Origin of the sequence: Actinoplanes missouriensis 431 (assembly GCF_000284295.1) — a bacterium.
Taxonomy (GTDB): Bacteria; Actinomycetota; Actinomycetes; order Mycobacteriales; family Micromonosporaceae; genus Actinoplanes; species Actinoplanes missouriensis.
This window is the reverse complement of sequence record NC_017093.1, coordinates 7,812,223-7,835,144: the sequence shown is the minus strand read 5'-3', so window position 1 is coordinate 7,835,144 and position 22,922 is coordinate 7,812,223. Positions and strand designations below refer to the sequence as shown.

Genomic DNA, 22,922 nt, shown 5'->3' with positions numbered 1-22,922 from the left:
CCTACATCCTCTCCGGGGCCGAGACGCCGAGCAGGGACAACCCGTTCGCGATCACCGTACGGGTGGCGTCGTTGAGCCAGAGCCGCGCGCGGTGCCCGTCGGTGATCGGCTCGTCGCCCTTGGGGGTGATCCGGCAGGCCGGCTCGTCGTAGAAGCGGTGGTACGCCCCGGCGATCTTCTCCAGCAGGCGGGCGACGTGGTGCGGCTCGCGGTGCTGCGCGGCGAAGGCCACCGTCTCCGGGTATTCGCCCAGCGTCTTGAGGAGCTCGTTCTCCTTGTCGTGCGCGAGGAGCTCGGGCTTGAAGTCGTCCGTGCGGACGAGCCCGGCATCGGCGGCGTTCCGCGCGACGCTCGCGGTCCGCGCCGCCACGTACTGCACGTAGTAGACCGGGTTCTCCCGGCTCGCGCTCGTCCACAGGTCGATGTCGATGTCGATCGGGGAGTCGCTGGAGTACCGGGCGAGGGCGTACCGGGTCGCGTCCACGCCGAGCGCGTCGACGAAGTCCTCCAGCGTGACCACCGTGCCGGCCCGCTTGCTCATCCGCACCGGCTCGCCGTCACGCACCAGGTTGACCAGCTGGCCGATCAGGATCTCCAGGTTCTTCGACGGGTCGTCGCCGAAGCACGCCGCCATCGCCTTCATCCGGCCGATGTAGCCGTGGTGGTCGGCGCCCAGCATGATCACGACCCGGTCGAAGCCGCGCTTGCGCTTGTCCAGGTAGTAGGCGCAGTCGGCGGCGAAGTACGTCCAGTCGCCGTCGGACTTGCGCAGCACCCGGTCCTTGTCGTCACCGAAGTCCGTGGTGCGCAGCCAGGTCGCGCCGTCCGACTCGAAGACGTGCCCCTGCTCGCGCAGCCGGTCCAGAGCCTCCTGCAGCTCACCCCGGTCGTGCAGGTCCTTCTCGTTGAAGTACGTGTCGAACCGGACACCGAAGTCGGCCAGCGACTTCTTGATCTCGGCGAACATCAGCTCGACGCCGATCTGCCTGAAGATCTCCTGAGGATCCGCTGAATCCAGCACCCCGGGCGACTTCGTGACCACCTCGGCCGCGATCTCGGCGATGTACGCGCCGCCGTACCCGTCCTCCGGCGCCGGCTCGCCCTTCGCGGCGGCGAGCAGCGACCGGGCGAACCTGTCGATCTGCGAGCCCGCGTCGTTGAAGTAGTACTCGGTGCCGACCTCGGCCCCCGCCGTGCGCAGCAGCCGGGACAGCGCGTCGCCGACCGCCGCCCACCGGACGCCGCCGATGTGCACCGGACCGGTCGGGTTCGCCGAGACGAACTCCAGGTTGATCCGCTCACCGGCGAGCTTCTCGGTCCGGCCGTAGGCTGAACCGGCGAGGACGATGTCGCGGGCCAGCACGCCGGCCGCGGCCGCGTCCAGCCGGATGTTCAGGAAGCCCGGACCGGCGATCTCCACCGACTTGATCCCCGGGCGTCGTCCCAGCTCCTCGGCGAGGTCGGCGGCCAGCTCGCGCGGCGCCACCCCCACCTTCTTGCCGACCTGCAGGGCGATCGTCGAGGCGTAGTCGCCGTGCTCGGGGTTGCGCGGACGCTCCACCGCCGTGGTGGCGGGCAGCGCCGCGATGTCGAGACCGCGCGTCTCGAATACGGCACGAGCAGCTGAGAGAACGGTGTCAGCGAGGTTGGCGGGAGTCACCCGGCCATGCTATCGGGGGTAGACTTCGGCGTTCGGCGGCCACCCGAGCCCCGCCCCTTTCTCTCTTTTACGAATCGACGAGGCGCGATGAGCATGAGCACGCCGGGTCCCGAACGGGTCCCGTCCACCGTCAAGGTCGGCAAGACGACCGGCCAGGGCAAGCCGCCCGCCGGCAAGTCCGCGACCAACCGGCCCGGCGGCAACCGCCCCGCGGGCAAGGGTGGCAAGGGCAAGGGCCGCAAGCCGGTCACGCCGGTCAAGGTCAGCGGCGGGCGCAACTGGGGTCCGATCGCGGTCGCCGGCGCCGTCGTCCTCATCGCCGCCGGCATCATCGGCTACGGCGTCTTCGCCTCGGTCCAGGGCAGCAAGCCGTGGGAGGAGCAGACCACCGCGATCGAGGGCGTCGTCGACTACCGCGCCCAGAAGAACCCGCAGATCGACGACCGCACCCACAAGGAGGGTGCGCAGACCTACGTGACCAACCCGCCGGTCGGCGGCGCGCACAACGCCACCTGGCAGAACTGCATGGGTGACGTCTACACCGAGCCGATCGCCAACGAGCACGCGGTGCACAGCCTCGAGCACGGCGCGGTCTGGATCACCTACAAGCAGGGCCTCGCCGCCGACCAGGTGGAGAAGCTGAAGTCGAAGGTCGAGGGCAAGGAGTACACCTTCATGTCCCCGATCGCGAACCTGGACAAGAACATCTCGGTTCAGGTCTGGGGCTACCAGCTCAAGGTCGACAGCGCGGACGACAGCCGGATCGACGACTTCATGCGCGCCACCCGGGTCAAGGCCTCGATGGAGCCCGGCGCGGCTTGCTCGAGCGGCAACACCAGCACCGGACCGATCGCCGCCGGCAGCAACGGCACGCAGATGGACTCCCCGACCGGATGATCTCGGAAGTTCAGCCCTCCGCTCCGGACGCGTCGGCCGACGCGTCCGAGGCGGGCGGCGCCCCGCAACGCCGGTTCGGGTACCTCGCGGTCGCCACGCTCCTCGTTGGCCTGATCCTCGGCATCGGGACGGGTCTGGTCGTCCCCGGTCTCCGCCACCCCGGCGACGACTCGGTCGAGGCAGGCTTCCTGCGCGACATGTCCACCCATCACGCCCAGGCCGTGGAGATGGCGATGATCGCCCACGCCGGCTCCACCAACCCGGATGTCGTGACGCTGGCCGCGGACATCGCCACCACGCAGCAGGGCCAGATCGGCTACATGCAGTCCTGGCTGCGCGACTGGGACCTCTCGCCGACCGGCACGGCCGAGCCGATGGCCTGGATCCCCGGCTCCGACGGTTCGATCGTCAACGGCCTGATGCCCGGCATGGCCACCCCCGAGCAGATGGCCGCGCTCCGCAAGGCCACCGGCAAGGACCTCGACGTCCAGTTCCTCACCCTGATGCGCGCCCATCACGTCGGCGGCGTGCACATGGCACAGGAAGGCGTCGAGCTCTCCGGCAACGAGAACGTCGACTGGATCGCGGAGAGCATGGTGACCGCGCAGCAGGGCGAGATCCAACTGATCGATTCCCTGCTCAAGAAGGCTCAGGCGAGCTGACGGGCGACACCGCCGGAACCGATTGGCGATGGTTCCGGCGGGCCTGCTAGAGTTCTGAACCACTGGGCCCCCGTAGCTCAGGGGATAGAGCGTCGCCCTCCGGAGGCGAAAGCGCAGGTTCGAATCCTGCCGGGGGCACGAGTCGGAGGCGGTTTGTGTTCGCGGAACGCGCGAACCGGGCCGCCTCGTTTTGTCTGCCGGGGGGGGGCCGAGCCCCCCGAACCCCCGCGTTGCGGTGGGCGCGCTTCGACTTTCTCTTGCGCTTTGCGCCTTCGCCTCTGGTACGAGTGGGGCCGTTCCTTTTTTCGTGGTCGTCCCGTGTGGTCCGCGCGGTCTTCGTGGGTGGGCGCGGCCGTTCGGCGGGTTTCGCTACCGGCGGGTGGTCGCCCTGCGAGCCGTCCCGTCAGGGCGTCAGGTCGCGGTCGGGGCCGGGGTCGGAGTTGGCGGCGGTGGTGATGTCGGCCACTGCTTCGCGCAGGAGAATGTCCATCGCCTGGGCGACCACTGACAGCTCCTCAGCTGTGAGGCGGCTGAGGAGGTCGCGCTGCCGGGAGACGCCCGCGGTGATGATGTCCTCGATGACCTCAGTGCCGGCCTTGGTGAGCCCGATGCGGCGTACGCGCCGGTCGTGCAGATCCTCCGTGCGCGTCACCAGCTCTTGCACCACCAGGCGGTCGATCATGCCGCTCAGGGCGGCCGCGCCGACGCCGAGCATGCGGGCCAGTTCTCCGCCGGAGACCGTGCCGTGGCGGGCCAGCAGCAGCAGGATCTTCAGCTGCGACATGGTCAGGTGAGTGGTGAACAGCGGGTCGGACCGGTCATCGGCAAACACGTGCTGCAGCCGGATCTGCGCGCCCATGATGTCTGCGATGAGCTTCTCTTTCTCGCTCAGCGCCTGCTCCTCTGGTGACCTGCTCGATGGTGACGTTCTCATGACGGGACCGCGTCCGTCTGGTTTCGGACGGTACCAGCGGGCCCCGGCCGAAAATCGTTTGTTCGTGTAAGGCAAAATATCAGTATCGACCGAACTTTTCTCGGGGGAGCGCCCATGTCAGGTCTGACACGGCTAAGCCTTAAGAACCGAGGACTCGTCGCCCTGATCGCGATCGTGATCAGTGGCTTCGGGCTCTATGCGATCCCGTCTCTCAAGCAGCAGCTCTTCCCCTCGATCGAGCTGCCGGCCGCCTTCGTGAGCGCGGTGCTGCCCGGCGCCTCGCCCGAGGCCGTCGAGGAGCAGGTGACCAAGCCGATCGAGGACGCCGTCAAGGGGATCGACGGCATCGACAGCGTGACGTCGACGTCACGCGAGAACGTGTCCAGCGTGGTCGTGCTCTTCGAGTTCGGCACCGACATCGAGTCCGCGGTCAACCAGGTCACCACCTCGGTGAACCGGATCCAGTCGCAGCTTCCGGACGACGTCGACCCGCAGGTCTTCGCCGGCGGCACCGACGACATCCCGGCGATCGTGCTCGCCGCGACCGGCGGCTCCGACGAGAGCGACCTGCTCAACCGGCTCAACGAGACGGTGGTCCCGGAGCTCAACGGCATCTCCGGCGTCCGCGACGTGCAGGTCACCGGCGCCCGGGCCGAACAGGTCGTGATCACGCCGGACCTGGCGAAGATGGGCGCGGCCGGGGTCAGCCCGGAGTCGCTCACCACCGTGCTGCAGGCCAACGGCGTCTCCATCCCGGCCGGCGCGGTCGTCGAGGGCGACAAGTCGCTCACCGTGCAGGTGGGCACCCCGATCACCTCGGTCGACCAGCTCAAGAGTGTCTACCTGACCGGCTCCCGCTCCCCGGTGAAGCTCGGTGACGTCGCGACGGTGGAGAGCAAGCTGCCGGCCGCCGAGTCGTACACCCGGACCGACGGGGTGAACAGCCTCGGCATCGCGGTCACCGCCCGCCCGGACGGCAACCCGGTCGACATCTCGCACGAGGTCCGCGACATGCTCGCCGACCTGGAGGCCGACTCCGGCGCGAAGCTGACCGTCATCACCGACCAGGCGCCGTACGTGGAGCGCTCGATCGAGAGCCTCACCACCGAGGGCCTGCTCGGCCTCGTGATGGCCGTCGTGGTGATCCTGGTCTTCCTGCTCAGCGTGCGTTCCACGCTGGTCACCGCGGTCTCCATCCCGCTCTCGGTGCTGATCGCCCTGATCGCGCTCTGGATCGGTGACTACACCCTGAACCTGCTCACCCTCGGCGCGCTCACCATCGCGGTCGGCCGGGTGGTGGACGACTCGATCGTCGTCCTGGAGAACATCAAACGACATCTGGAGTACGGCGAGGAGAAGTCCCACGCCATCCTCGCGGCGGTCAAGGAGGTGTCCGGAGCGGTCACCGCGTCGACGCTCACCACGGTCGCCGTGTTCGCCCCGATCGCCCTGGTCGGCGGCCTGGTCGGACAGATCTTCTCGTCCTTCGCGATCACCGTGACGGTGGCGCTGATCGCCTCCCTGTTCGTGGCGCTGACCGTGGTCCCGGTGCTCGCGTACTGGTTCCTCAAGCCGCCGCCCCCGGGTTCCGACACCGAGGAGGTCCGCAAGGCCGCCGAGGCGAAGGAACTGCGCAACCCGCTGCAGCGCGGCTACCTGCCGGTGATCAAGTTCGCCACCACGAAGCGCTGGACCACGGTGCTGATCGGCGTGCTGGTTCTCGTCGGCACGTTCGCCCTCTCCACCCGCCTGGAGACGAACTTCCTGGACGACTCCGGGCAGGACAGCATCACGATCAGCCAGGAACTGACGGCCGGCACCAGCCTGGCGGCGACGGACGAGGCGGCCAAGAAGGTCGAGGCCATCCTGGCGGACCAGCCGGACATCACCACGTACCAGGTGACCGTCGGCGGCAGCTCGGGCAACCCGTTCGCCGGTGGTGGCGGCGCCGCCACGGCGACCTACAGCGTGGCCCTCGGCGAGGACGCCGACGCCGGCAAGGTCACCGACGAACTGCGCCCGAAGTTCGACGCGCTGACCGACGCCGGTGAGATCAAGATCGGTCAGGAGAGCACGGGCGTCGGCAGCAGCGGCCTCTCCGTCGAGGTGACCGCGGCCGACACGAAGGTGCTCGGCGACGCGACCGAGCAGGTGCGTGCCGCGATGGCCGGGATCTCCGGCGTCACCGACGTGGACACCAGCCTCAAGACCAGCGTGCCGCGTCTCGACGTGGTGGTGAACCGCGAGGCGGCGGCCAAGGCGGGCCTCACCGAGGCGCAGATCGGTCAGGCCGTGGCCGGCCAGTTCCGGGCCGCGCCGGCCGGTGAGATCACCGTCGACGGCGCCAGCCAGGACGTGGTGATCTCGTTCGGCAGCGCGCCGGCCGACCCGGCGGCGCTCAAGGCGCTGCCGCTGACCACCGCCAAGGGCGTGGTCCCGCTGGGCCAGGTCGCCGAGGTGAAGCAGGTCGACGGACCGGAGCAGATCACCCGTACCGACGGGAACCGCACGGCCACCGTCACCGGCACGGTCACCGGGTCGAACCTCAGCGCGGTCAACCAGGACCTCACCAAGCAGCTCGACACGCTCGACCTGCCGGCCGGCGCCGAGTACACCATCGGTGGCGTCAGCGCGGACCAGCAGGAGGCGTTCGCGCAGCTCGGCCTCGCCGTGCTCGCCGCCATCGCGATCGTCTTCATCATCATGGTCGCGACGTTCCGCAGCATCCTGCAGCCGATCATCCTGCTGGTGTCGATCCCGTTCGCGGCGACCGGCGCGATCGGCCTGCTGCTGATCACCGGAACCCCGCTCGGCGTGCCGGCCCTGATCGGTGTGCTGATGCTGGTCGGCATCGTGGTCACCAACGCGATCGTGCTGATGGACCTGATCAACCACTACCGGGCGGCCGGCATGGGCGTCCAGGAAGCGGTGATCGAGGGTGGCCGGCACCGCCTGCGCCCGATCCTGATGACCGCGATCGCGACCATCTTCGCGCTCATCCCGATGGCGCTCGGCCTCACCGGCGAGGGCGGCTTCATCTCGCAGCCGCTCGCCATCGTGGTGATCGGTGGTCTGGTCAGCTCGACGCTGCTGACCCTGGTGCTGGTGCCGACGCTCTACACGCTGGTGGAGAACCGCAAGGAGAAGTCGCGGACGAAGCGGCAGGCCAAGCGGGCCCGCAAGGCCGGCACGCCGGTCGAGGGGCCGGAGGGCGCGGAAACCCCGGAGGCGCCGGCCGGCGACGACGCGCCGCCGGCCAAGGAGGGCGCTCTGCGCGGCTACACCGACCAGTTCGAGGTGCTGAAGATGCCTCGCAAACCGGGTGAAGCCCAGTAACAACGGATAGATCGCCGATACCCGGTCACCCACACGGTGGCCGGGTATCGGCGCTTGTAAGGTCTCTGGGTGCCACCAGCCCTTTCGGTTCTCGCCCGCAACCGTGACTTCCGCCGCCTCTTCTCCGCCGAGCTCGTGGTCTTCGGAGCGGACTGGTTCGTCATGGTTCCGCTGCTCGTGCTCCTGCCGGAGCTGACCGGCAGCGGCGCCTGGGGCGCGATGGTGCTGGCCGTGGACACCGGGATCAACGCGTTGCTGCTGCCGTACACCGGCACGATCGCGGACCGGGTGGACCGGCGGAAGATCCTGGTCGCGGCGAACCTCGCCTCGTTCCTCGCGGTGCTGCTGCTCTTCGCCGTGCAGTCCGCCGCGACCGCACCGCTGGCCCTGGTCGCGGTCGGCGCCATGGCGGTGGCGAAGTCCTTCTACTCCCCGGCCGCCTCGGCCGCGCTGCCGAACGTGGTCGACCCGGAGGATCTGGCCGCGGCGAACACCGTCGCCGGCTCCGCGTGGGGCACCATGACGGTGGTGGGCGCGTCCCTCGGCGGCGTGGTGAGCACCGTCGCCGGCCCGTACGCCTGCTTCGCCGTGACCGCGGTCCTGCTCCTGGCCGGAAGCGTGCTGACCAGCCTGATCCGCCGCCCGCTGCAGACCGCGTCCGCGACCGGTGAGCGCCCGGAGACGCTGCACGCGCTGATCGAGGCGCTGCGCTACATCGGGGCCCGGCCGCGGCTGCGGGCGCTGGTGACCGTCAAGTCGGCGGTCGGGCTCGGCAACGGGGTGCTCACCGTCCTCCCGCTGATCGCGGTGGCGCACGGCGCGGGCGCGCTCGGCGCCGGTCTGCTCTTCGCGCTGCGTGGCGCGGGCGCCCTGGTCGGCCCGCTGCTGATGCGCCCGGTGCTGAACCGTCCCTCCTGGTTGCTGCCCGGTCTCGCCGTGTCCATGGGCCTGTACGGCCTCGGGTACCTCGGCGTCGCGTTCAGCCCCTGGTTCCCGCTGGTGCTGGCGCTGGTCTTCGTGGCGCACTTCGCCGGCGGGACGAACTGGGTGCTCTCCAACTTCGCGCTGCAGGCCGAGGTGCCGGACGCGCTGCGCGGGCGGGTGTTCGCCACCGACATGATGCTGGCGACGCTGGCCATCGCGATCAGCCAGCTCGGCGCGGGCGCGGTGGTCGACCACGTCGACCAGAAGTGGGTCCTGGCCGGCTGTGCCTCGATCACGCTGGTCTACGCGGTCGTCTGGCGGATCGCGACACGCCGCCTCGCCACGCCTCGGCATTCGGGAATACCGGGCCGCGACACCTCCGTTTAGATGATCAAGCCCTAGCATGTGCCGCATGGGCCTGTCCTTCGTCTCCGAACCGGTGTCGGTCAGCACGCCGGCGACAAGCGCCAACCTCGGCCCCGGCTTCGACGCGCTGGGCCTGGCGCTCACGCTCTACGACGACCTCACCGCGACCGTGACCGGGTCCGGCTTCACCGTCGAGATCGAGGGACAGGGCGCGGGCGAGTTGCCCACCGACGAGACGCACCTGGTCGTGCGCTCGATGCTGGCGACCTTCGACGAGCTCGGCGAGCGCCCGCCCGGCCTCGCGGTCAGGTGTGTGAACCGGATTCCGCAGGCGCGCGGCCTGGGCAGCTCCTCGGCGGCGATCGTGGGCGGCGTGCAGCTCGCCCGTGGCCTGGTCAAGAACGGTCTGACGCTGCTCGATGACGCGGACGCGCTGCGCATCGCCGCGCGCATCGAGGGGCACCCCGACAACGTGGCGCCGTGCCTGCTCGGCGGCTTCACCATCGCCTGGACCGAGGGGACCGGCGCCCGCGCGGTGACCCTGGCGCCTGCGGCCGGCGTGCGTCCGACGGTTTTCGTCCCGGACGAGCGAGGGTATACGGCTACCGCTCGTGCCGCGCTGCCGCCGCAGGTGCCGCACGCCGACGGCGCGTTCAACGCCGGGCGCGCCGCGTTGCTCACGCACGCCCTCACGAGTGATCCGTCCCTGTTGTTCCCGGCCACCGAGGACCGGTTGCACCAGGGTTATCGGGGACCGGGAATGCCGGGGACCGCGTCGCTCGTCGCGGCTCTCCGCTCGGTCGGAGTGGCCGCCGTGGTCAGTGGCGCGGGACCGACGGTTCTCGCGTTGACCGAGGTCCCGGCCGATTTCCACCCGGGATCGCACTGGCGCGGCGAAGTGCTGGGCGTGGATGACGCCGGTGCTTGTGTGAAAGGGGGTATGGTGGAACACGCCGAGCGGGGCCCTGTTGCCGCAGGTCGCACGAGTTGACTACGCTCAAGACCTAGCAGTGCTTCAGAACAGCCGCGAAGCAAGCGATCTCTGCGGTTCGGCGCACCCCCGAGATTTCTGGGCCGATGGCCTGTCTCAAACTCTCATCAAGGCACACGCCGGGCAGCAGTCGATAGATCGCTGCACTCGCCGAGACCTACCCGTCAAGCCCTGGCGGGCAGGGATACCGGTCGAGCTGCCGTGCTGCACGAAACTCCCGCGCCGCTGTTGCGAAGCGGGCTCCGAGGGCACCCGGCCCAGGCTGCAGTTCCGGGTGGACTCGGGTATTTTCCGACGGAAGGAATCCATTGAGCGACACCACCGACGTGACGTCGGGTGTTTCTGACGTCGCTGACGGCGCCGGCACCACCGCGACCGCCACGAAGCGCCGCCGAGGCGGCACCGGGCTGTCCGCGATGCTGCTGCCCGAGCTGCAGAGCCTCGCCGCCTCCCTCGGCATCTCCGGCACTGCCCGGATGCGCAAGGGCGAGTTGATCGCCGCGATCACCGAGCGCCAGAGCGGTGGCGGCGCGGCCGCCGAGCCGGCGCCGCGTCCGCGCACCAACGGCTCCGAGGCCGTCGCCTCGGCCCCCGCCCCGGCTCAGGCCGCTCCGGTCGAGACGCCGAAAACCGCAGCCGCCCCGGCCGACAAGGCCCCGGCACAGTCCGAGCAGCCGGCCCCGGCTGCCACCGAGCGTCCGTCGCGGCGCAGCCGGGAGCGTGCCTCCCGGGACTCGGCTCCGCGTGAGTCGGCCCGCGACGCCGCGACCCGTGAGCCTGCCGCTCGCGACTCCGCGAACCGTGAGCCCGCCGCTCGCGAGTCCGGAAACCGCGAGTCCGGAAACCGCGAGTCCGTGAACCGGGAGCCCGCCGAGGCCGTCCCGGCCGCCGTTGCTCCGGTCGCCGCCTCCGCGCCGGCCGAGGCCCCGGCCGCGTCCACTGCTCCCGCCGAGACCACCGAGCGTGGCGAGCGGGGCGACCGCCCGGAGCGTGGCGACCGTCCCGAGCGTGGCGAGCGCAACCGGGACCGGCAGCGCAACCAGCGTGACGGCCAGCGCGATCAGCGTGACGGCCAGCGCGATGGGCAGCGTGACGGCCAGCGCGATGGGCAGCGTGACCAGCGGGATCGCAACGACGCGCGGTCCGACCAGGGCCGGTCCGACTCCGGTCGTGCCGACCAGGGGCACGACGATGACGACGAGGGCGGCGAGGGCGGCCGCCGGAGCCGGCGCAGCCGCTTCCGGGACCGTCGCCGTGGCCGCGACCGTGACGACGACGGCGGTGGCCGTCAGCGTGACGGTGGCCAGCGCGAGGGCCGGGAGCCGCACGTCGCCGAGGACGAGGTCCTCGTCCCGGTGGCCGGCATCCTGGACGTGCTGGACAACTACGCGTTCGTCCGGACCACCGGTTACCTCTCCGGCCCGAACGACGTCTACGTCTCGATGTCCCAGGTGAAGAAGTACGGCCTGCGCCGCGGCGACGCGGTGACCGGCGCGGTGCGCTCCACCCCGCGGGACACCGGTGAGCAGCGCCGGGACAAGTACAACCCGCTGGTCCGCCTGGACACCATCAACGGGATGGAGCCGGACGAGGCCCGCCGCCGTCCCGAGTTCTACAAGCTCACCCCGCTCTACCCGCAGGAGCGCCTGCGGCTGGAGACCGAGCCGCACATCCTCACCACCCGCGTCATCGACCTGGTCATGCCGATCGGCAAGGGCCAGCGGGCGCTGATCGTCTCCCCGCCGAAGGCCGGTAAGACGATGGTGTTGCAGGCGATCGCCAACGCGATCACCCACAACAACCCCGAGTGCCACCTGATGGTCGTGCTCGTGGACGAGCGGCCGGAAGAGGTCACCGACATGCAGCGGTCGGTGAAGGGCGAGGTCGTCGCGGCCACGTTCGACCGTCCGCCGCAGGACCACACCACGGTCGCCGAGCTGGCGATCGAGCGGGCCAAGCGCCTCGTCGAGCTGGGTCACGACGTGGTCGTGCTGCTCGACTCGGTGACGCGGCTCGGCCGGTCGTACAACCTGGCGGCGCCGGCCTCCGGCCGGATCATGTCGGGTGGTATCGACTCGACCGCGCTCTACCCGCCGAAGCGGTTCCTCGGCGCGGCGCGCAACATCGAGAACGGTGGCTCGCTCACCATCCTCGCGACGGCGCTCGTCGAGACCGGCTCGATGATGGACACGGTGATCTTCGAGGAGTTCAAGGGCACGGGTAACGCCGAGCTCAAGCTCGATCGCAAGATCGCGGACAAGCGGACCTTCCCGGCCGTGGACGTCTCCGCCTCCGGCACCCGTAAGGAAGAGATCCTGATGGGCAAGGAGGAGCTGGCGATCATCCACAAGCTCCGCAAGGTGCTCAGCTCGCTGGAGTCCGGCGCGGCTCTGGACCTCCTGCTGGACCGGCTCAAGCAGACCCGGACCAACATCGAGTTCCTGATGCAGATCGCCAAGTCGACGCCTGGCGAATAATCGGTCAAATGAGACAGGGCCTGCCCTATTGGGTGGGCCCTGTCTCTTTCGTCGCACAACGTGTCTGATTGGACCCGCTCGGGACCGTGCGAACCTCCGGTATCAATCCCCTCGATACTCGGAGGCGCTCGATGATCGTGCCCGGTTACCGGGACCACCCCGCCGAGCCCTGGGATCCGGACGCTCCCGCGGATCCCGGCGAGGCCGAGGACTTCCTGCGCCGCTGTTACCTGGAGAACCCGCGACTCGGCCCGGTCGAGCCGCGGCTGGCGATCGTCCGGGCACAGATCGCGGCGACCGGCAGCTACGTGCACACCACCGAGGAACTGGCACACGGCGCCCGGATGGCCTGGCGGAACGCGAGCCGCTGCATCGGCCGGCTCTACTGGCGCAGCCTCGTGGTGCTGGACCGGCGCCGGGCGCGGACCGCTGACGAGATCTACTCACTGCTCGTGCAGCATCTGCAGTCCGCCGGCACCACCGCGATCCGCCCGGTGATCAGCGTCTTCCCGGCGGCGCAGCCCGGTCAGCCGTGCGCGCGGGTCTGGAACGAGCAGCTGATCCGGTACGCCGGTTACCGCTCGGCGACCGGCGCCACGATCGGCGACGGGCGGCAGCTCGGGCTCACCGACGCCGTGCGCGGCTTCGGCTGGCAGGGCAAGGGCGAGGCGTTCGACGTGCTGCCGCTGGTGATCGAGACGCCGGGGGAGGGCATCCGCCTCTACGAGCTGCCGGAGCGCGCGATCCGCGAGGTGCCGCTGAGCCACCCCGAGTTCGGCTGGTTCGCCGAGCTCGGACTGCGCTGGCACGCGGTCCCGGCGATCGCCAACATGCGGCTGACGATCGGTGGGGTGCACTATCCGCTGGCGCCGTTCAACGGGTGGTACATGGGCACCGAGATCGGCGCCCGCAACCTCGCCGACACCGACCGGTACGACATGCTGCCGCTGGTCGCCGACCGGATGGGCCTCGACACCAGCCGCGAGTCGACGCTCTGGCGGGACCGGGCGCTGGTCGAGCTGAACCGGGCCGTGCTGCACAGTTTCGAGCAGGCCGGGGTCAAGATGACCGACCACCACACCGAGTCCCAGCGCTTCATGGCGCACCTGCGCAACGAGGAGAAGGCGGGCCGGCCGGTCCCGGCGGACTGGACCTGGATCGTGCCGCCGATGTCCGGCGGGATCACCCCGGTCTTCCACAGGTATTACCAGGAGATGGATCTGCGGCCGGCGTTCTATCTGGACGAGCCGGCCGCCCGCCGTGCGGCGGGGTGCCCGCGCGGGGTGACCACGCACCCGTAGCGAAACGCGCCGGACGGCCTGGAACGGGCAGGTGGTCGCGCGGCTTCTCGGGGACTTCTCGGGTGCGGTCGGGGAGGTGTCGGGCGTACCCGGGAAGGGTTTTCAGGCGAACTCGTTGAGCGGGAAGTCGTCGCGGCGCCGCCAGGACGCGTCGGTGCGGACATGACCGGGGCGGACCCATTTGAGCACCTTGCGGTCGAACTCGGCGGCGGGGATGCGGCCGGCCGCGCGGACCACGAAACCCTCCGAGCTCTCCGTGTCGCGCCGGGTGGCCCACGCCGCGCGGGCCTCGGAGAGACTGCCGCCGCGGTAGAGGACCGGGACCATCGGGAGCTCCAGGCGTTTCGCCCAGTCGACCGTGTCGTCCCAGCCCAGCAGCGTGTCCGTCTCGTCCCAGATGCCGAAGACCAGGAAGACGCCGGGCAGATCGCGGTAGGCGATGCTGCGGCGGGCCCACATGGACTCGCCGCAGACCCGCCAGTCGTCGGGTATCCGGTGCGCGGTCATCGCCCAGAGCGCCTTCGCCGGGCGGTCCCACGGCTGGGTGCCGGAGTCGAGCGAGCGGGCGAACATCGTGTCGCGGGTGAAGGTGAGGTTCCCGCCGTCCATCTTCTCGGTCACCACGAGCTCGCCGTCCAGCCAGGACAGATCGTGCTGCACCCGGTCGTCGCTGGTGGCGCCGGGTGAGTCCGGGAGGTGGAACGTCCGGGGGTACTTCACCCTAGAAATCTCCCTCCGCCACCTGGAACACCGTCAGGCCGAGCGCCCGCCACATACGTACCACCTGTTGACGGTCGTCGAACACCCCGGTGATCCGCCAGCGGTCCCGGATCTCCCGGTCGAAGATCTCCCGCTTGACGATCGCGTCCTTGCGGCTGTCGTTCTGCGGACGCATGAACAGCGCTTCGTACGGCACACCGACGAACAGCTCCAGCCACGCCTCGGTCTCCGCCCGGCACACCTCGTCGCGCCCCGAGCAGAAGACGATCGCATGACCGGCCGCGTGCATCGCCCGCACCGCCGTGATCACCGCCGGGTTCGGAGCGTCCTCACCCACCCGGTCCCAGTCGTACGGGCTGCGGCCGGTCATCAGCGCGACGGTGCCGTCGATGTCCACCAGCACGGCCTCCGGCAGCTCCGGATCGGGCCGGTAGACCACCCCGGGACCGCCGGGGTCCACGAACGGCACCGGCAGCGGCAGGTTCCGCCCGGCCAGGTAGCGCTCGTGCATCCGGCGGATCCCGCCCTCACCGACCCGCTCGTCCTCCGGCCGCTCGGCGTCGCGCCGCAGGCACTCGTCGAGCGGCACGTCGGTGAAGTCGTGCACCTCGAACGACGCGCCGAACCGGGCGGCCAGCTCGGCCCACTCCCGGACCGTCTTCGCCCGCAGATTGGTGTCGTCGACGATCACGCTGCCGTGCGCCCGCAGCAGGGCCTCGACCGCTGCCCGCTGCGCGTTCGTGACCTGCGCCTCGGCGTGCTGGGTGTAGAGCCGCGCGCCGTGCAGCATGCGGCGCAGGTCGTCCCGGTTGACCCGGACCACGCCGGGCTGCAGCTTGCGCGCGAACGTGGTCTTGCCGGAGGCCGGCAGGCCACGGGTGATCAGAAGTCGTGTCATGGTTCTCCTAAGCGGCCGGCCGTGCCCGCTGCCACAGGCCAGGACGGTAATCCTTGCCGTCGAGCCGCAGGAACAGCTCACCGCGGTACTCGCTGCGCAGCGCCGCCGTCGCGAACTCCTTGCGGCCCCACCCCTCGGGCAGCGCCGCGACGATCTCCGCGAACGCCGCCTCGACCGCCTCGGCGCGGGCCTCGACGGTGGCGGTGAGCTCCGCGGCGACGCCGCGGACCCAGGTGTGGAACTCGTCCGGGAGCGGTGCGGTCAGGGCGTCCAGGTCGCCGCCGGCCGCGAGGATCTCCCACACGGTACGGGGTGTGAGCCCGGTGACCAGGCGGTGCAGCCGGACGTAGTCCGCGTATTTGATCTTCACCCGCTGGTCGGTCTCGGTGAAGTGCACCACCAGGCCCTCGCGCCCGTCCCGCGGCGGCGCGGCGAGCGCCTCGGTCAGCGTCGCGTAGCCGAACGTCTCGACCACCGGGCCCGGCCAGTCCGGGACAGCCGCCGGTCCGGACGTGCGGCCGGTGGCGATGTCGACCGCGCCGAGCAGCACGAGGTCGTCCAGGCCCCGGTAGTCGACGACGATCCGGTTGGCCGGGTAGATGATCTCGACGAGGACCGTCGTGCCGGGCGGCGGGGTGAACGACGCGTAGCGGGTACGCAGCAGCTCCGTCGCGTGCCGCGCCTGGTCCGACGCGAAGGACCCGCGGGTGGCGACCGCCCAGCCGGCGCCGTCGTGGTAGATCACGCCGAGGCTGCCGTCCGCCTTGTCGGTGACCAGGACCGCCGCGTCCGGCCGCATCGCCGGGGCCTGCGACTCCGAGTGGTTGAAGAACTTCGGGAGCGGTCGCGCCGCGATCCGGCCGTCCGCGTCCACGATCAGGCCCCGGCAGGCCAGCGTCACCGGCGACCACGCCGCGCTGTACTGGCAGGCCTCGGTGTAGTTGTAGATCGTGAAGGGCAGCGTGGGGTGGCGTTGCGCCCGGACCAGCCCGTTGCCGACCGCCGCGGCCAGTTCGACCGGGTCCAGGACGTCGTCGAGCAGGGTCATCTCCGGTGCCTTTCGCGAGCGGGAATCATGGGAAGGGCGCTCACGTTAACCAGGGCGAATCCGGTTGCGCCTCCTGATTTCCGGTTGGTACGGCAGGCATGGCAGACTGGTACATCGGCCAGTAGGGGTTCCGGTTCACGCCACGTTCCAGCAGGAATGGCGACCCGGCGACCCGATCATCGAGAGGGACCGAGTAAACATGAAGAGCGGCATCCACCCCGAGTACACGACCACCGAGGTCGTCTGCTCCTGCGGCAGCACCTTCACCACCCGCAGCACCGCCAAGGGCGGCGAGATCCGCGTCGAGACCTGCAGCGCCTGCCACCCGTTCTACACCGGCAAGCAGCGCGTCCTCGACACCGCGGGCCGGGTCGCGAAGTTCCAGGCGAAGTACGCCAAGGTGAACGCCGCGAAGAAGAAGTAACTGCTTCAACGGCGCCCGTCCCGGTCTTTCGGGGCGGGCGCCGTTCGCATTGCGCCGGTGGGTCCGCTTTTCACGGCTTGGAGAGATCGATGAGCAACGACCGTCTGACCATGCTTCTCGACGAGTACGCGAGCCTGGAGAAGCAGATGGAGGACCCCTCCATACACGCCGACCAGGCGCTGGTCCGCCGGGTCGGCCGCCGGTTCGCCGAGCTGGCGCCGCTCTTCGCGGCGCACACCGAGCTGGAGGCGGCGCGCGCCGATCTGGCCGCGGCGAAGGAACTGGCCGCCGAGGACCCGGCGTTCGCGTCCGAGGTCGACGCGGTCGCGGCCGCGCTGCCGGCGCTCGAGGAGAAGCTCGGCGAGATGCTGATGCCGCGCGACCCGAGCGACGCCAAGGACGTGATCGTCGAGATCAAGGCGGGGGAGGGCGGCCAGGAGTCCGCGCTCTTCGCCGGCGATCTGCTGCGCATGTACACCCGGTACGCGGAACGCCGCGGCTGGGTCGTCGAGGTGATCGACTCGCAGGAGTCGGACCTCGGCGGCGTGAAGGACATCTCGGTCGCGGTGAAGACCAAGGGCGTGCCGGAGGGCGGCCACGGCGTCTGGTCCCGGATGAAGTGGGAGGGCGGCGTGCACCGGGTGCAGCGCGTGCCCGTCACCGAGTCGCAGGGCCGGATCCACACCTCGGCGGCCGGCGTGCTGGTGCTGCCCGAGGCCGAGGACGTCGACGTCCAGATCGAGCCCGGTGACCTGCGGATCGACGTCTACCGTTCGTCCGGTCCCGGCGGCCAGTCGGTCAACACCACCGACTCCGCGGTCCGGATCACGCACCTGCCCACCGGCACCGTGGTGAGCTGCCAGAACGAGAAGAGCCAGCTGCAGAACAAGGAGTCCGCGATGCGGATCCTGCGCTCCCGGTTGCTGGCGCAGGCGCAGGAGGCGGCGGACGCCGCGGCCGGTGACGCCCGCAAGGCTCAGGTGCGCACGGTCGACCGCTCGGAGCGGGTCCGCACCTACAACTTCCCGCAGAACCGGATCACCGACCACCGGATCGGTTACACCGCCTACAACCTGGACCTGGTGCTCGGCGGCGAGCTCGACGGGGTGCTCGACGCCCTCGCCGAGGCCGACCGGGCCGCTCGCCTGGCCGGCGAGACCGAGCTCAGCCGACGGCAGTGACGACCATCCGGGTGTCGCGCTGGCAGGCCAGGTAACGGCCCGTCGAGTCGCAGCGCCAGCCCTGCTGCACGTCGGCCGAGGACTGCAGCCGGCCAACCCGGGTGATGTCGCCGGTGGTCAGGTCAAGATGGTCGACCGCGTCGTGTATCGGGCCCTCGCTGTAGATCCGGTGCAGCAGCACGACGTGGTTCCGGTACGCCTCGTACCGCATCGGCCAGCCGATCCCGCCGGATCCGATCTGTTCCCCGGTGGCCGGGTCGAGCACCACCTGCATCGGCGGATCGGCGCCGTCCGAGGCGATCAGCCGGTCGCTGACGGGTGTGGCCCCGCCGCTGCCGCCGCTGCGGTTCCACACCTCGCGGCCGGTGCGCGGGTCCAGTCCGCGCAGCATGGCGCCGTCGGTGAGGCAGAGCACCGGGCCGCATTCGGAGACGTACGAGTACGGGCCCGTCTCTGTCTCCCAGAGCTGTTCCAGGCTTCCCGTGCGGTACGCGGTGACCCTGGCCTTCTGCCAGAAGTTGCGGCTCACCAGCACCATGTCCTCGACTACCGAGAGGTACGTGTCGTCGTCCGAACCGGTCGACCAGGGCAGCGTCCTCTGCCGGATCAGCGAGCCGTCGGCGTAGCGCAGGACGGTGGTCCGGCCGTCGTTCGCAGCGAGGACGATCAGGATCGGGGACGGTCCCTCGTTCCGGACGATCAGGTGCAACGCCCCACCGGCCGGTTGCCGCCAGATCTCGGCGCCGGTGCGCGCGTCCACGAGCCGCACGGTCATGTAGTTGCCGGACGTGTCCCGCTCGGCCAGCAGCACCGAGGCCGACGCGACCGCCTGCGCCTCGCCGGGCACCTTCCAGAGCTGCCGGCCGGTGCGGGAATCGAGGGCGGTGGTGGTCCCGCCGTACGCGATCTGGCCCTGGCTGCCGTCGTCGAACTCGATGTTCGCGAGCTTCTCGTCACCGGGGATCAGCAGCAGGCCGGCCTCCTCGCCCTGATACATCCAGCTGACGTTCCCCGCGGACTCCCTGGTCCAGCGGACGTCACCGGTCGCCGGCTCGTACGCGGTCAGCGCCACCCGGCCGGCCCCGCTGTTCCGGAAGAGGAAGATGCCGTCGCCGCGCACCGACATCGAGTCCTGGTCGGTCATCGGCGTCGACCACACGTCGTGGACCAGCGGCCCGGCGATCGGGCCGCCGGTGCCGAGCAGCAGCAGGCAGGCCAGGACCACGCCGGCGAGCAGGAACCGGCGCACGCTGCGCGGGTTGAACTCGGGCCGGGCGGGCGGTTCCGGCTCGATCGGGACGTTGTACTCACCCAGCTCGATGACGCTCATCGCAGCGCCGCCGTGACTCTCATCGCGGCACCGCCGCGATGACGATCCGGTCCCAGCTGGTGCACATCAGGTATCCCGGCGTGGCCTGGCAGGCCTGCTGGTCGGGCATCGGCTCGAGCGAGCCGAGTAGCGCGGTCCGCCCGGTCCGCAGGTCGAGGCGGGTGACCGAGGTCAACCCGATCGGGTCGCTGGTGGGGCGCAGCAGCAGGACCTCGTCGCGCCAGCGCTGCGACCAGGCGACGTACCCGTGGACGGTCCCGGAGAGCGGCCGCCCGGTGCGGCTCTCCAGCAGCACGTGCTCGGCGCCGTCCCGGTCGTCGGTGAGGATGCGGTCGCCGGTCATGACCGAGCCGTAGATCTCGGGGCCGCGCCACAGCTCCCGGCCGTCCGCCGGATCGAGCGCGGCGAGCCCGGACGGGCCGACGGCGCAGATGACCCCGCCGCAGTCGGTGATCGTCTCGCTCCGCAGCAGCTCGTCCAGGGTCTCCAGGCGGTAGACGGTGGTGCTTTCCCGCTCACCGTCGAAGGCTACGCCGAAGAGCAGGGAGTTCCGGGCGGTGTACCCCGTCGGCGGTAACCGGCGGGTCACCCGGTGAGCGCCGTCGTCGTAGCCGCGGACCGTCACGTCACCGGCCGCGGTCATGGTGATCACCCGGTGCGGCCGGTCGCCGAGCCTCTCGACGACGACCTCCTGAACCGGCGTGGACTCGCCGGTCGTCCAGATCCCGGCGCCGTCCTCCAGCCGGATCCGGGTCAGCGCCGCGACGCCGCCCCGCGGGTCGAACTCCATCAGCATCGCGGAGGACTGCTCGACAGCGTCCATGTGCGGTTCGCCGGGGCGCCGCCAGAGCTCCGCCCCGGAGGTGGCGCGCAGGGCGATCGTGGTCCGGGACGCCTTCGCGGCCGGTCCGTCCGGGTTCCCGGCGGAGGCCGGGTCCGCCACGACCAGCAGCGGGCCGCCACCCGGCGCCGGGTGGATGGTGATCAGGTGCGCGTCGGTGCCCCAGCGCCACAGCCGCCGCCCGTCGTCGAGCGAGTACGCGACAAGCTCGGCCCGGTCACCGCCGGTGATCACGTAGACCGCGTCCTCGGCGAGCACGACGCCCTGTTCCACGGTGCGCGGCGCGATCCAGAGCAGTCGCATCCCGTTCGGCTCCGGCCGGACCGCGCCGCCGCAGGCGAGCGCGACGAGCAGGACGGCGAGCAGCGCGACCGGCCGCAGCCGGCGCCGATCGAACCCGGTGATCCGGTCCGCGGCCGGGTCCGGCGGGCGTTCCGCTGTCACGTCACCGAGCTCGATCACGCTCATCTCAGGTGGGTTTCCGGCTCGCCGCCGCCGCTGCCAGGGCGGCGCTCAGACCGCGGCCGTTGCGTCCCACCTCGGACCAGCCGGCGGCCAGGCCGATCGGGCTGCCGGGGACCAGAGCCTGCCAGTTCTCCGCGTTCGCCGCCGTGCCGATGCGGCGTGCCACCTCGGCCGCCTGGCTGGGCCCGGCACCCGGCAGGACCAGCACGAACTCGTCACCGGCGAAGCGGGCCACGAAGTCACCGCGCCGCATCGTGCGGTGCAGGACGCCGGCGATGCGCTGCAGGACCAGGTCGCCGCAGTGCCGGCCGTGGCGGGCGTTGACGGCGGTGAACCCGACGATGTCGCAGATCCCGACAGCGGCCCGCTCGCCGCGGGCCAGCAACGTGTCCACGTAGCGTTCCAGCTGGCGGCGGTTGGGCAGCCCGGTGAGCGGGTCGACCAGGGTCTCGTCGCCGTACCGGGTGGGGTCGCGGTGGGTCTCCTGGGCGTCCAGGCGGGCGGCCACCCCGTCCAGATAACCGTCACGGAGCTGGTCGATGCGCTGGGCGGCGAGGCGGAACGCGTACCGGTCGGCGGCGTGCGCGGCCGCGTGGTCGCCGGCCGTGGCGTAACAGATGCTGCGCAGCCGGGCCGCCTCCGGCGCGCCGAGCACCTGGGCGGAGACCGGCACGGCCTCCAGCATGGACAGCGCGCGTTCCGGTTTGCCGTCCGCGATCGTGAGGCAGACCGAGCCGAGATGCCGCAGGTCACGGGTCCGCACACTGTCACCGCCGCCGATCAGCCAGGGCGCGGCGTCGGCGCTGGTCGGCTCGCCCAGCGCGGCGCGGCGGGCCAGCGCGTACCCGTAGACCGTGCGGCTGCCCGGTCGCAGCTGGTCGGTGGCGATGTAACGGGAGAGCTCGGCGTCGATGTCGCGCAGCACCCGCAGGCAGCCGTCGGTGTCGCCCTGGTGGTCCAGCCCCACGGCGTTGCGCAGCCGGATGCCGGGCGCCGCGAAGATCTCCGGCACCAGCCCGGCGCTGGCGCCGACCTCGCGGGCCTGCTCGATGGCGGTCAGCGCCTGACCGTGAAATCCCAGATAGGAGTACGCCATGGCGAGGTCGTGCCAGCCCCAGGCGGTCTCCGCGTCCCGCTCCGGCACGGCGGCCAGCGCCCGCGCGGCCTGCACCAGATGGGTGATGCCACGGTCCAGGTTGCTCTGCAGATGCGCGCCGAGCGCGGCGAACGCGTGCATCTGGCCTTTCAGGTACGGGTCGGGGGCCTCACGGACGGCCTCGGCAGCGGCCGCCATCGCGGCGGAGAGCTCGGCGACCCGACCGAGATTGATCAGTGCGCCGAATCGCTGGATCAGCGCGTAGGCACGGGTGGGCGGGTCGGAGCTGGCGGCCAGGACCGCGTCGAGGATCGGAAGGGCCTGCGCCGATCTCCCGTTCTGCTGCAGCTGCCCGGCCCGGCGCAGTTCCTCGACATGTTCCGCGAGCTGGTCCAACCAACCCACCAGGCGCCTCCCACGGCCTCGGCACGCCGACAGGTCACCCGGCCGATTCCCTGCGTGCGCGACGTCTCATGATTATGCCGTGATGCCGAGCCACGAACACCCCCGCGAGAGCGCGGATCGAACCCGTCTGGCGCCCGAGCTGGCGGCGGCCACCGCGGAACTCGCCGCCGCCGGGGTGGCATCACCGCGGGTCGATGCGGAACTCCTGGCCGCGCACGCCCTCGGCGTGCCGCGCGGCCGGCTGCTGATACTCGACACTCTGCGCGCCGACGAGTTGGCACGCTTCCGCGCGCTCGTCGCCGGGCGTGTCCGCCGGATCCCGTTGCAGCATCTGCTCGGCTCCGCCGCGTTCCGGCACATCGAGCTGGCGGTCGGCGACGGCGTGTTCGTGCCGCGCCCGGAGACCGAGCTGCTGGCCGGGTGGGGGATCGAGCACACCACCCGGGGCGCGATCGTGGTCGACCTGTGCAGCGGGAGCGGCGCGATCGCGCTCTCGGTGGCGGACGAGACGAACGCGGCCCGGATCGTCGCGGTGGAGCGCTCACCGGCCGCCTTGCGCTGGCTGCGGCGCAATGCCGCAAACTTCCCTCTGGTACGCGTCATCGAAGGCGACGTGACCGATCCGGATCTCCTCTCCTACCTTGATGGACACGTGTCCGTGGTGCTCTGCAACCCGCCCTACGTGCCCGACGGGACGCCCGTGCCGCCCGAAGTGTCCGATCACGACCCCGCCGAGGCGGTGTTCGGTGGCGCCGACGGCCTGACGATCATCCGGCCGGTGATCGACCTCGCCGCGAAGCTGCTGAAGCCCGGCGGCTGGCTGGGCATCGAGCACGACGACGTGCACGGCGCGGCGGTGCCCGCGCTCCTCGATGCCGACGGCCGGTTCACCGAGGTGACGGCGCACGCCGACCTCACCGGCCGGCCGAGATATGCGACCGCTCGCCGGAAGTAACGGCATGGCAG

General features: G+C 71.0%; 18 protein-coding genes and 1 tRNA gene. 11 read left to right on the top strand and 8 right to left on the bottom strand.

Annotation, left to right across the window (positions count from 1 at the left end; translation table 11 throughout):
* Position 1: 1 nt before the first annotated feature.
* On the bottom strand, positions 2-1,660 hold the full coding sequence (gene argS / locus AMIS_RS35640) for an arginine--tRNA ligase (protein WP_014447328.1): 1,659 nt from the start codon (positions 1,658-1,660) through the stop codon (positions 2-4).
* A gap of 87 nt (positions 1,661-1,747) precedes the next feature.
* On the opposite strand from argS, the gene AMIS_RS35635 reads away from it, so the two are divergent.
* The 3 genes from AMIS_RS35635 (at position 1,748) to AMIS_RS35625 (ending at position 3,357) form a co-directional block, all read left to right on the top strand.
* A complete protein-coding gene (locus AMIS_RS35635; RefSeq protein ID WP_014447327.1) occupies positions 1,748-2,557 on the top strand; it encodes a DUF3105 domain-containing protein in 810 nt (269 codons plus the stop codon).
* Positions 2,554-3,219 carry a DUF305 domain-containing protein gene (locus AMIS_RS35630; RefSeq protein WP_014447326.1) on the top strand — a complete coding sequence of 222 codons (666 nt, stop codon included), beginning with the start codon at positions 2,554-2,556 and terminating at the stop codon, positions 3,217-3,219. The genes AMIS_RS35635 and AMIS_RS35630 overlap by 4 nt, the downstream gene beginning before the upstream one ends.
* Positions 3,220-3,285: 66 nt before the next feature.
* A tRNA-Arg gene (locus AMIS_RS35625) sits at positions 3,286-3,357 on the top strand.
* 265 nt (positions 3,358-3,622) lie between these two features.
* Here AMIS_RS35625 and AMIS_RS35620 read toward each other — a convergent pair.
* Complete coding sequence (locus AMIS_RS35620; RefSeq protein ID WP_231859161.1) at positions 3,623-4,078, bottom strand: MarR family winged helix-turn-helix transcriptional regulator; 456 nt, start codon at positions 4,076-4,078, stop codon at positions 3,623-3,625.
* Positions 4,079-4,267: 189 nt separating this feature from the next.
* Here AMIS_RS35620 and AMIS_RS35615 point away from each other — a divergent pair, with 189 nt between their 5' ends.
* The 5 genes from AMIS_RS35615 to AMIS_RS35595 all read left to right on the top strand — a co-directional run bounded on the left by AMIS_RS35615 (position 4,268) and on the right by AMIS_RS35595 (position 13,548).
* On the top strand, positions 4,268-7,489 hold the full coding sequence (locus AMIS_RS35615) for an efflux RND transporter permease subunit (protein ID WP_014447324.1): 3,222 nt from the start codon (positions 4,268-4,270) through the stop codon (positions 7,487-7,489).
* 69 nt (positions 7,490-7,558) lie between these two features.
* The gene (locus tag AMIS_RS35610; protein WP_014447323.1) at positions 7,559-8,800 is read left to right on the top strand and encodes an MFS transporter; all 1,242 of its coding nucleotides are present in this window, start codon (positions 7,559-7,561) and stop codon (positions 8,798-8,800) included.
* A gap of 25 nt (positions 8,801-8,825) precedes the next feature.
* A complete protein-coding gene (gene thrB / locus AMIS_RS35605; RefSeq protein WP_014447322.1) occupies positions 8,826-9,770 on the top strand; it encodes a homoserine kinase in 945 nt (314 codons plus the stop codon).
* A gap of 308 nt (positions 9,771-10,078) precedes the next feature.
* Complete coding sequence (gene rho / locus AMIS_RS35600) at positions 10,079-12,247, top strand: transcription termination factor Rho (RefSeq protein ID WP_041830272.1); 2,169 nt, start codon at positions 10,079-10,081, stop codon at positions 12,245-12,247.
* Between the two features lie 131 nt (positions 12,248-12,378).
* Positions 12,379-13,548 (top strand): nitric oxide synthase oxygenase, encoded by a 1,170-nt coding sequence (locus tag AMIS_RS35595; protein WP_014447320.1) that lies wholly within the window; start codon positions 12,379-12,381, stop codon positions 13,546-13,548.
* A 102-nt stretch (positions 13,549-13,650) separates the two neighbouring features.
* Here AMIS_RS35595 and AMIS_RS35590 read toward each other — a convergent pair whose 3' ends face one another.
* The 3 genes from AMIS_RS35590 to AMIS_RS35580 are packed head-to-tail and all read right to left on the bottom strand — an operon-like array spanning position 13,651 to position 16,214.
* The gene (locus AMIS_RS35590; RefSeq protein WP_014447319.1) at positions 13,651-14,268 is read right to left on the bottom strand and encodes an RNA ligase family protein; all 618 of its coding nucleotides are present in this window, start codon (positions 14,266-14,268) and stop codon (positions 13,651-13,653) included.
* 1 nt (position 14,269) lies between these two features.
* Positions 14,270-15,166: a phosphatase domain-containing protein gene (locus AMIS_RS35585; protein ID WP_014447318.1), complete on the bottom strand. Its 897-nt coding sequence runs from the start codon at positions 15,164-15,166 to the stop codon at positions 14,270-14,272.
* 7 nt (positions 15,167-15,173) lie between these two features.
* A complete protein-coding gene (locus tag AMIS_RS35580) occupies positions 15,174-16,214 on the bottom strand; it encodes an RNA ligase (RefSeq protein WP_014447317.1) in 1,041 nt (346 codons plus the stop codon).
* Positions 16,215-16,413: 199 nt separating this feature from the next.
* Between AMIS_RS35580 and rpmE the strand changes: the two genes are divergently transcribed.
* Together rpmE and prfA are read left to right on the top strand one after the other, a co-directional pair.
* A complete protein-coding gene (rpmE, locus tag AMIS_RS35575) occupies positions 16,414-16,638 on the top strand; it encodes a 50S ribosomal protein L31 (protein ID WP_014447316.1) in 225 nt (74 codons plus the stop codon).
* 89 nt (positions 16,639-16,727) lie between these two features.
* Positions 16,728-17,819 (top strand): peptide chain release factor 1, encoded by a 1,092-nt coding sequence (gene prfA, locus AMIS_RS35570; protein ID WP_014447315.1) that lies wholly within the window; start codon positions 16,728-16,730, stop codon positions 17,817-17,819.
* On the opposite strand, the gene AMIS_RS35565 is transcribed toward prfA, so the two are convergent.
* Genes AMIS_RS35565 through AMIS_RS35555 form a run of 3 tightly spaced genes read right to left on the bottom strand, consistent with a single transcriptional unit; the run spans position 17,803 to position 21,956 of the window.
* Entirely contained in the window at positions 17,803-19,149 is a 1,347-nt protein-coding gene (locus tag AMIS_RS35565) for an outer membrane protein assembly factor BamB family protein (RefSeq protein WP_014447314.1), read from the bottom strand. The genes prfA and AMIS_RS35565 overlap by 17 nt on opposite strands.
* A gap of 19 nt (positions 19,150-19,168) precedes the next feature.
* Entirely contained in the window at positions 19,169-20,458 is a 1,290-nt protein-coding gene (locus tag AMIS_RS35560; RefSeq protein WP_014447313.1) for an outer membrane protein assembly factor BamB family protein, read from the bottom strand.
* Position 20,459: 1 nt separating this feature from the next.
* Positions 20,460-21,956, bottom strand: coding sequence for a GGDEF domain-containing protein (locus AMIS_RS35555; RefSeq protein ID WP_014447312.1), 1,497 nt, complete (start codon positions 21,954-21,956; stop codon positions 20,460-20,462).
* An 82-nt stretch (positions 21,957-22,038) separates the two neighbouring features.
* Between AMIS_RS35555 and prmC the strand changes: the two genes are divergently transcribed.
* Positions 22,039-22,911, top strand: a complete 873-nt coding sequence (prmC, locus tag AMIS_RS35550; protein ID WP_051042280.1) for a peptide chain release factor N(5)-glutamine methyltransferase — start codon at positions 22,039-22,041, stop codon at positions 22,909-22,911.
* Positions 22,912-22,922: the final 11 nt, after the last annotated feature.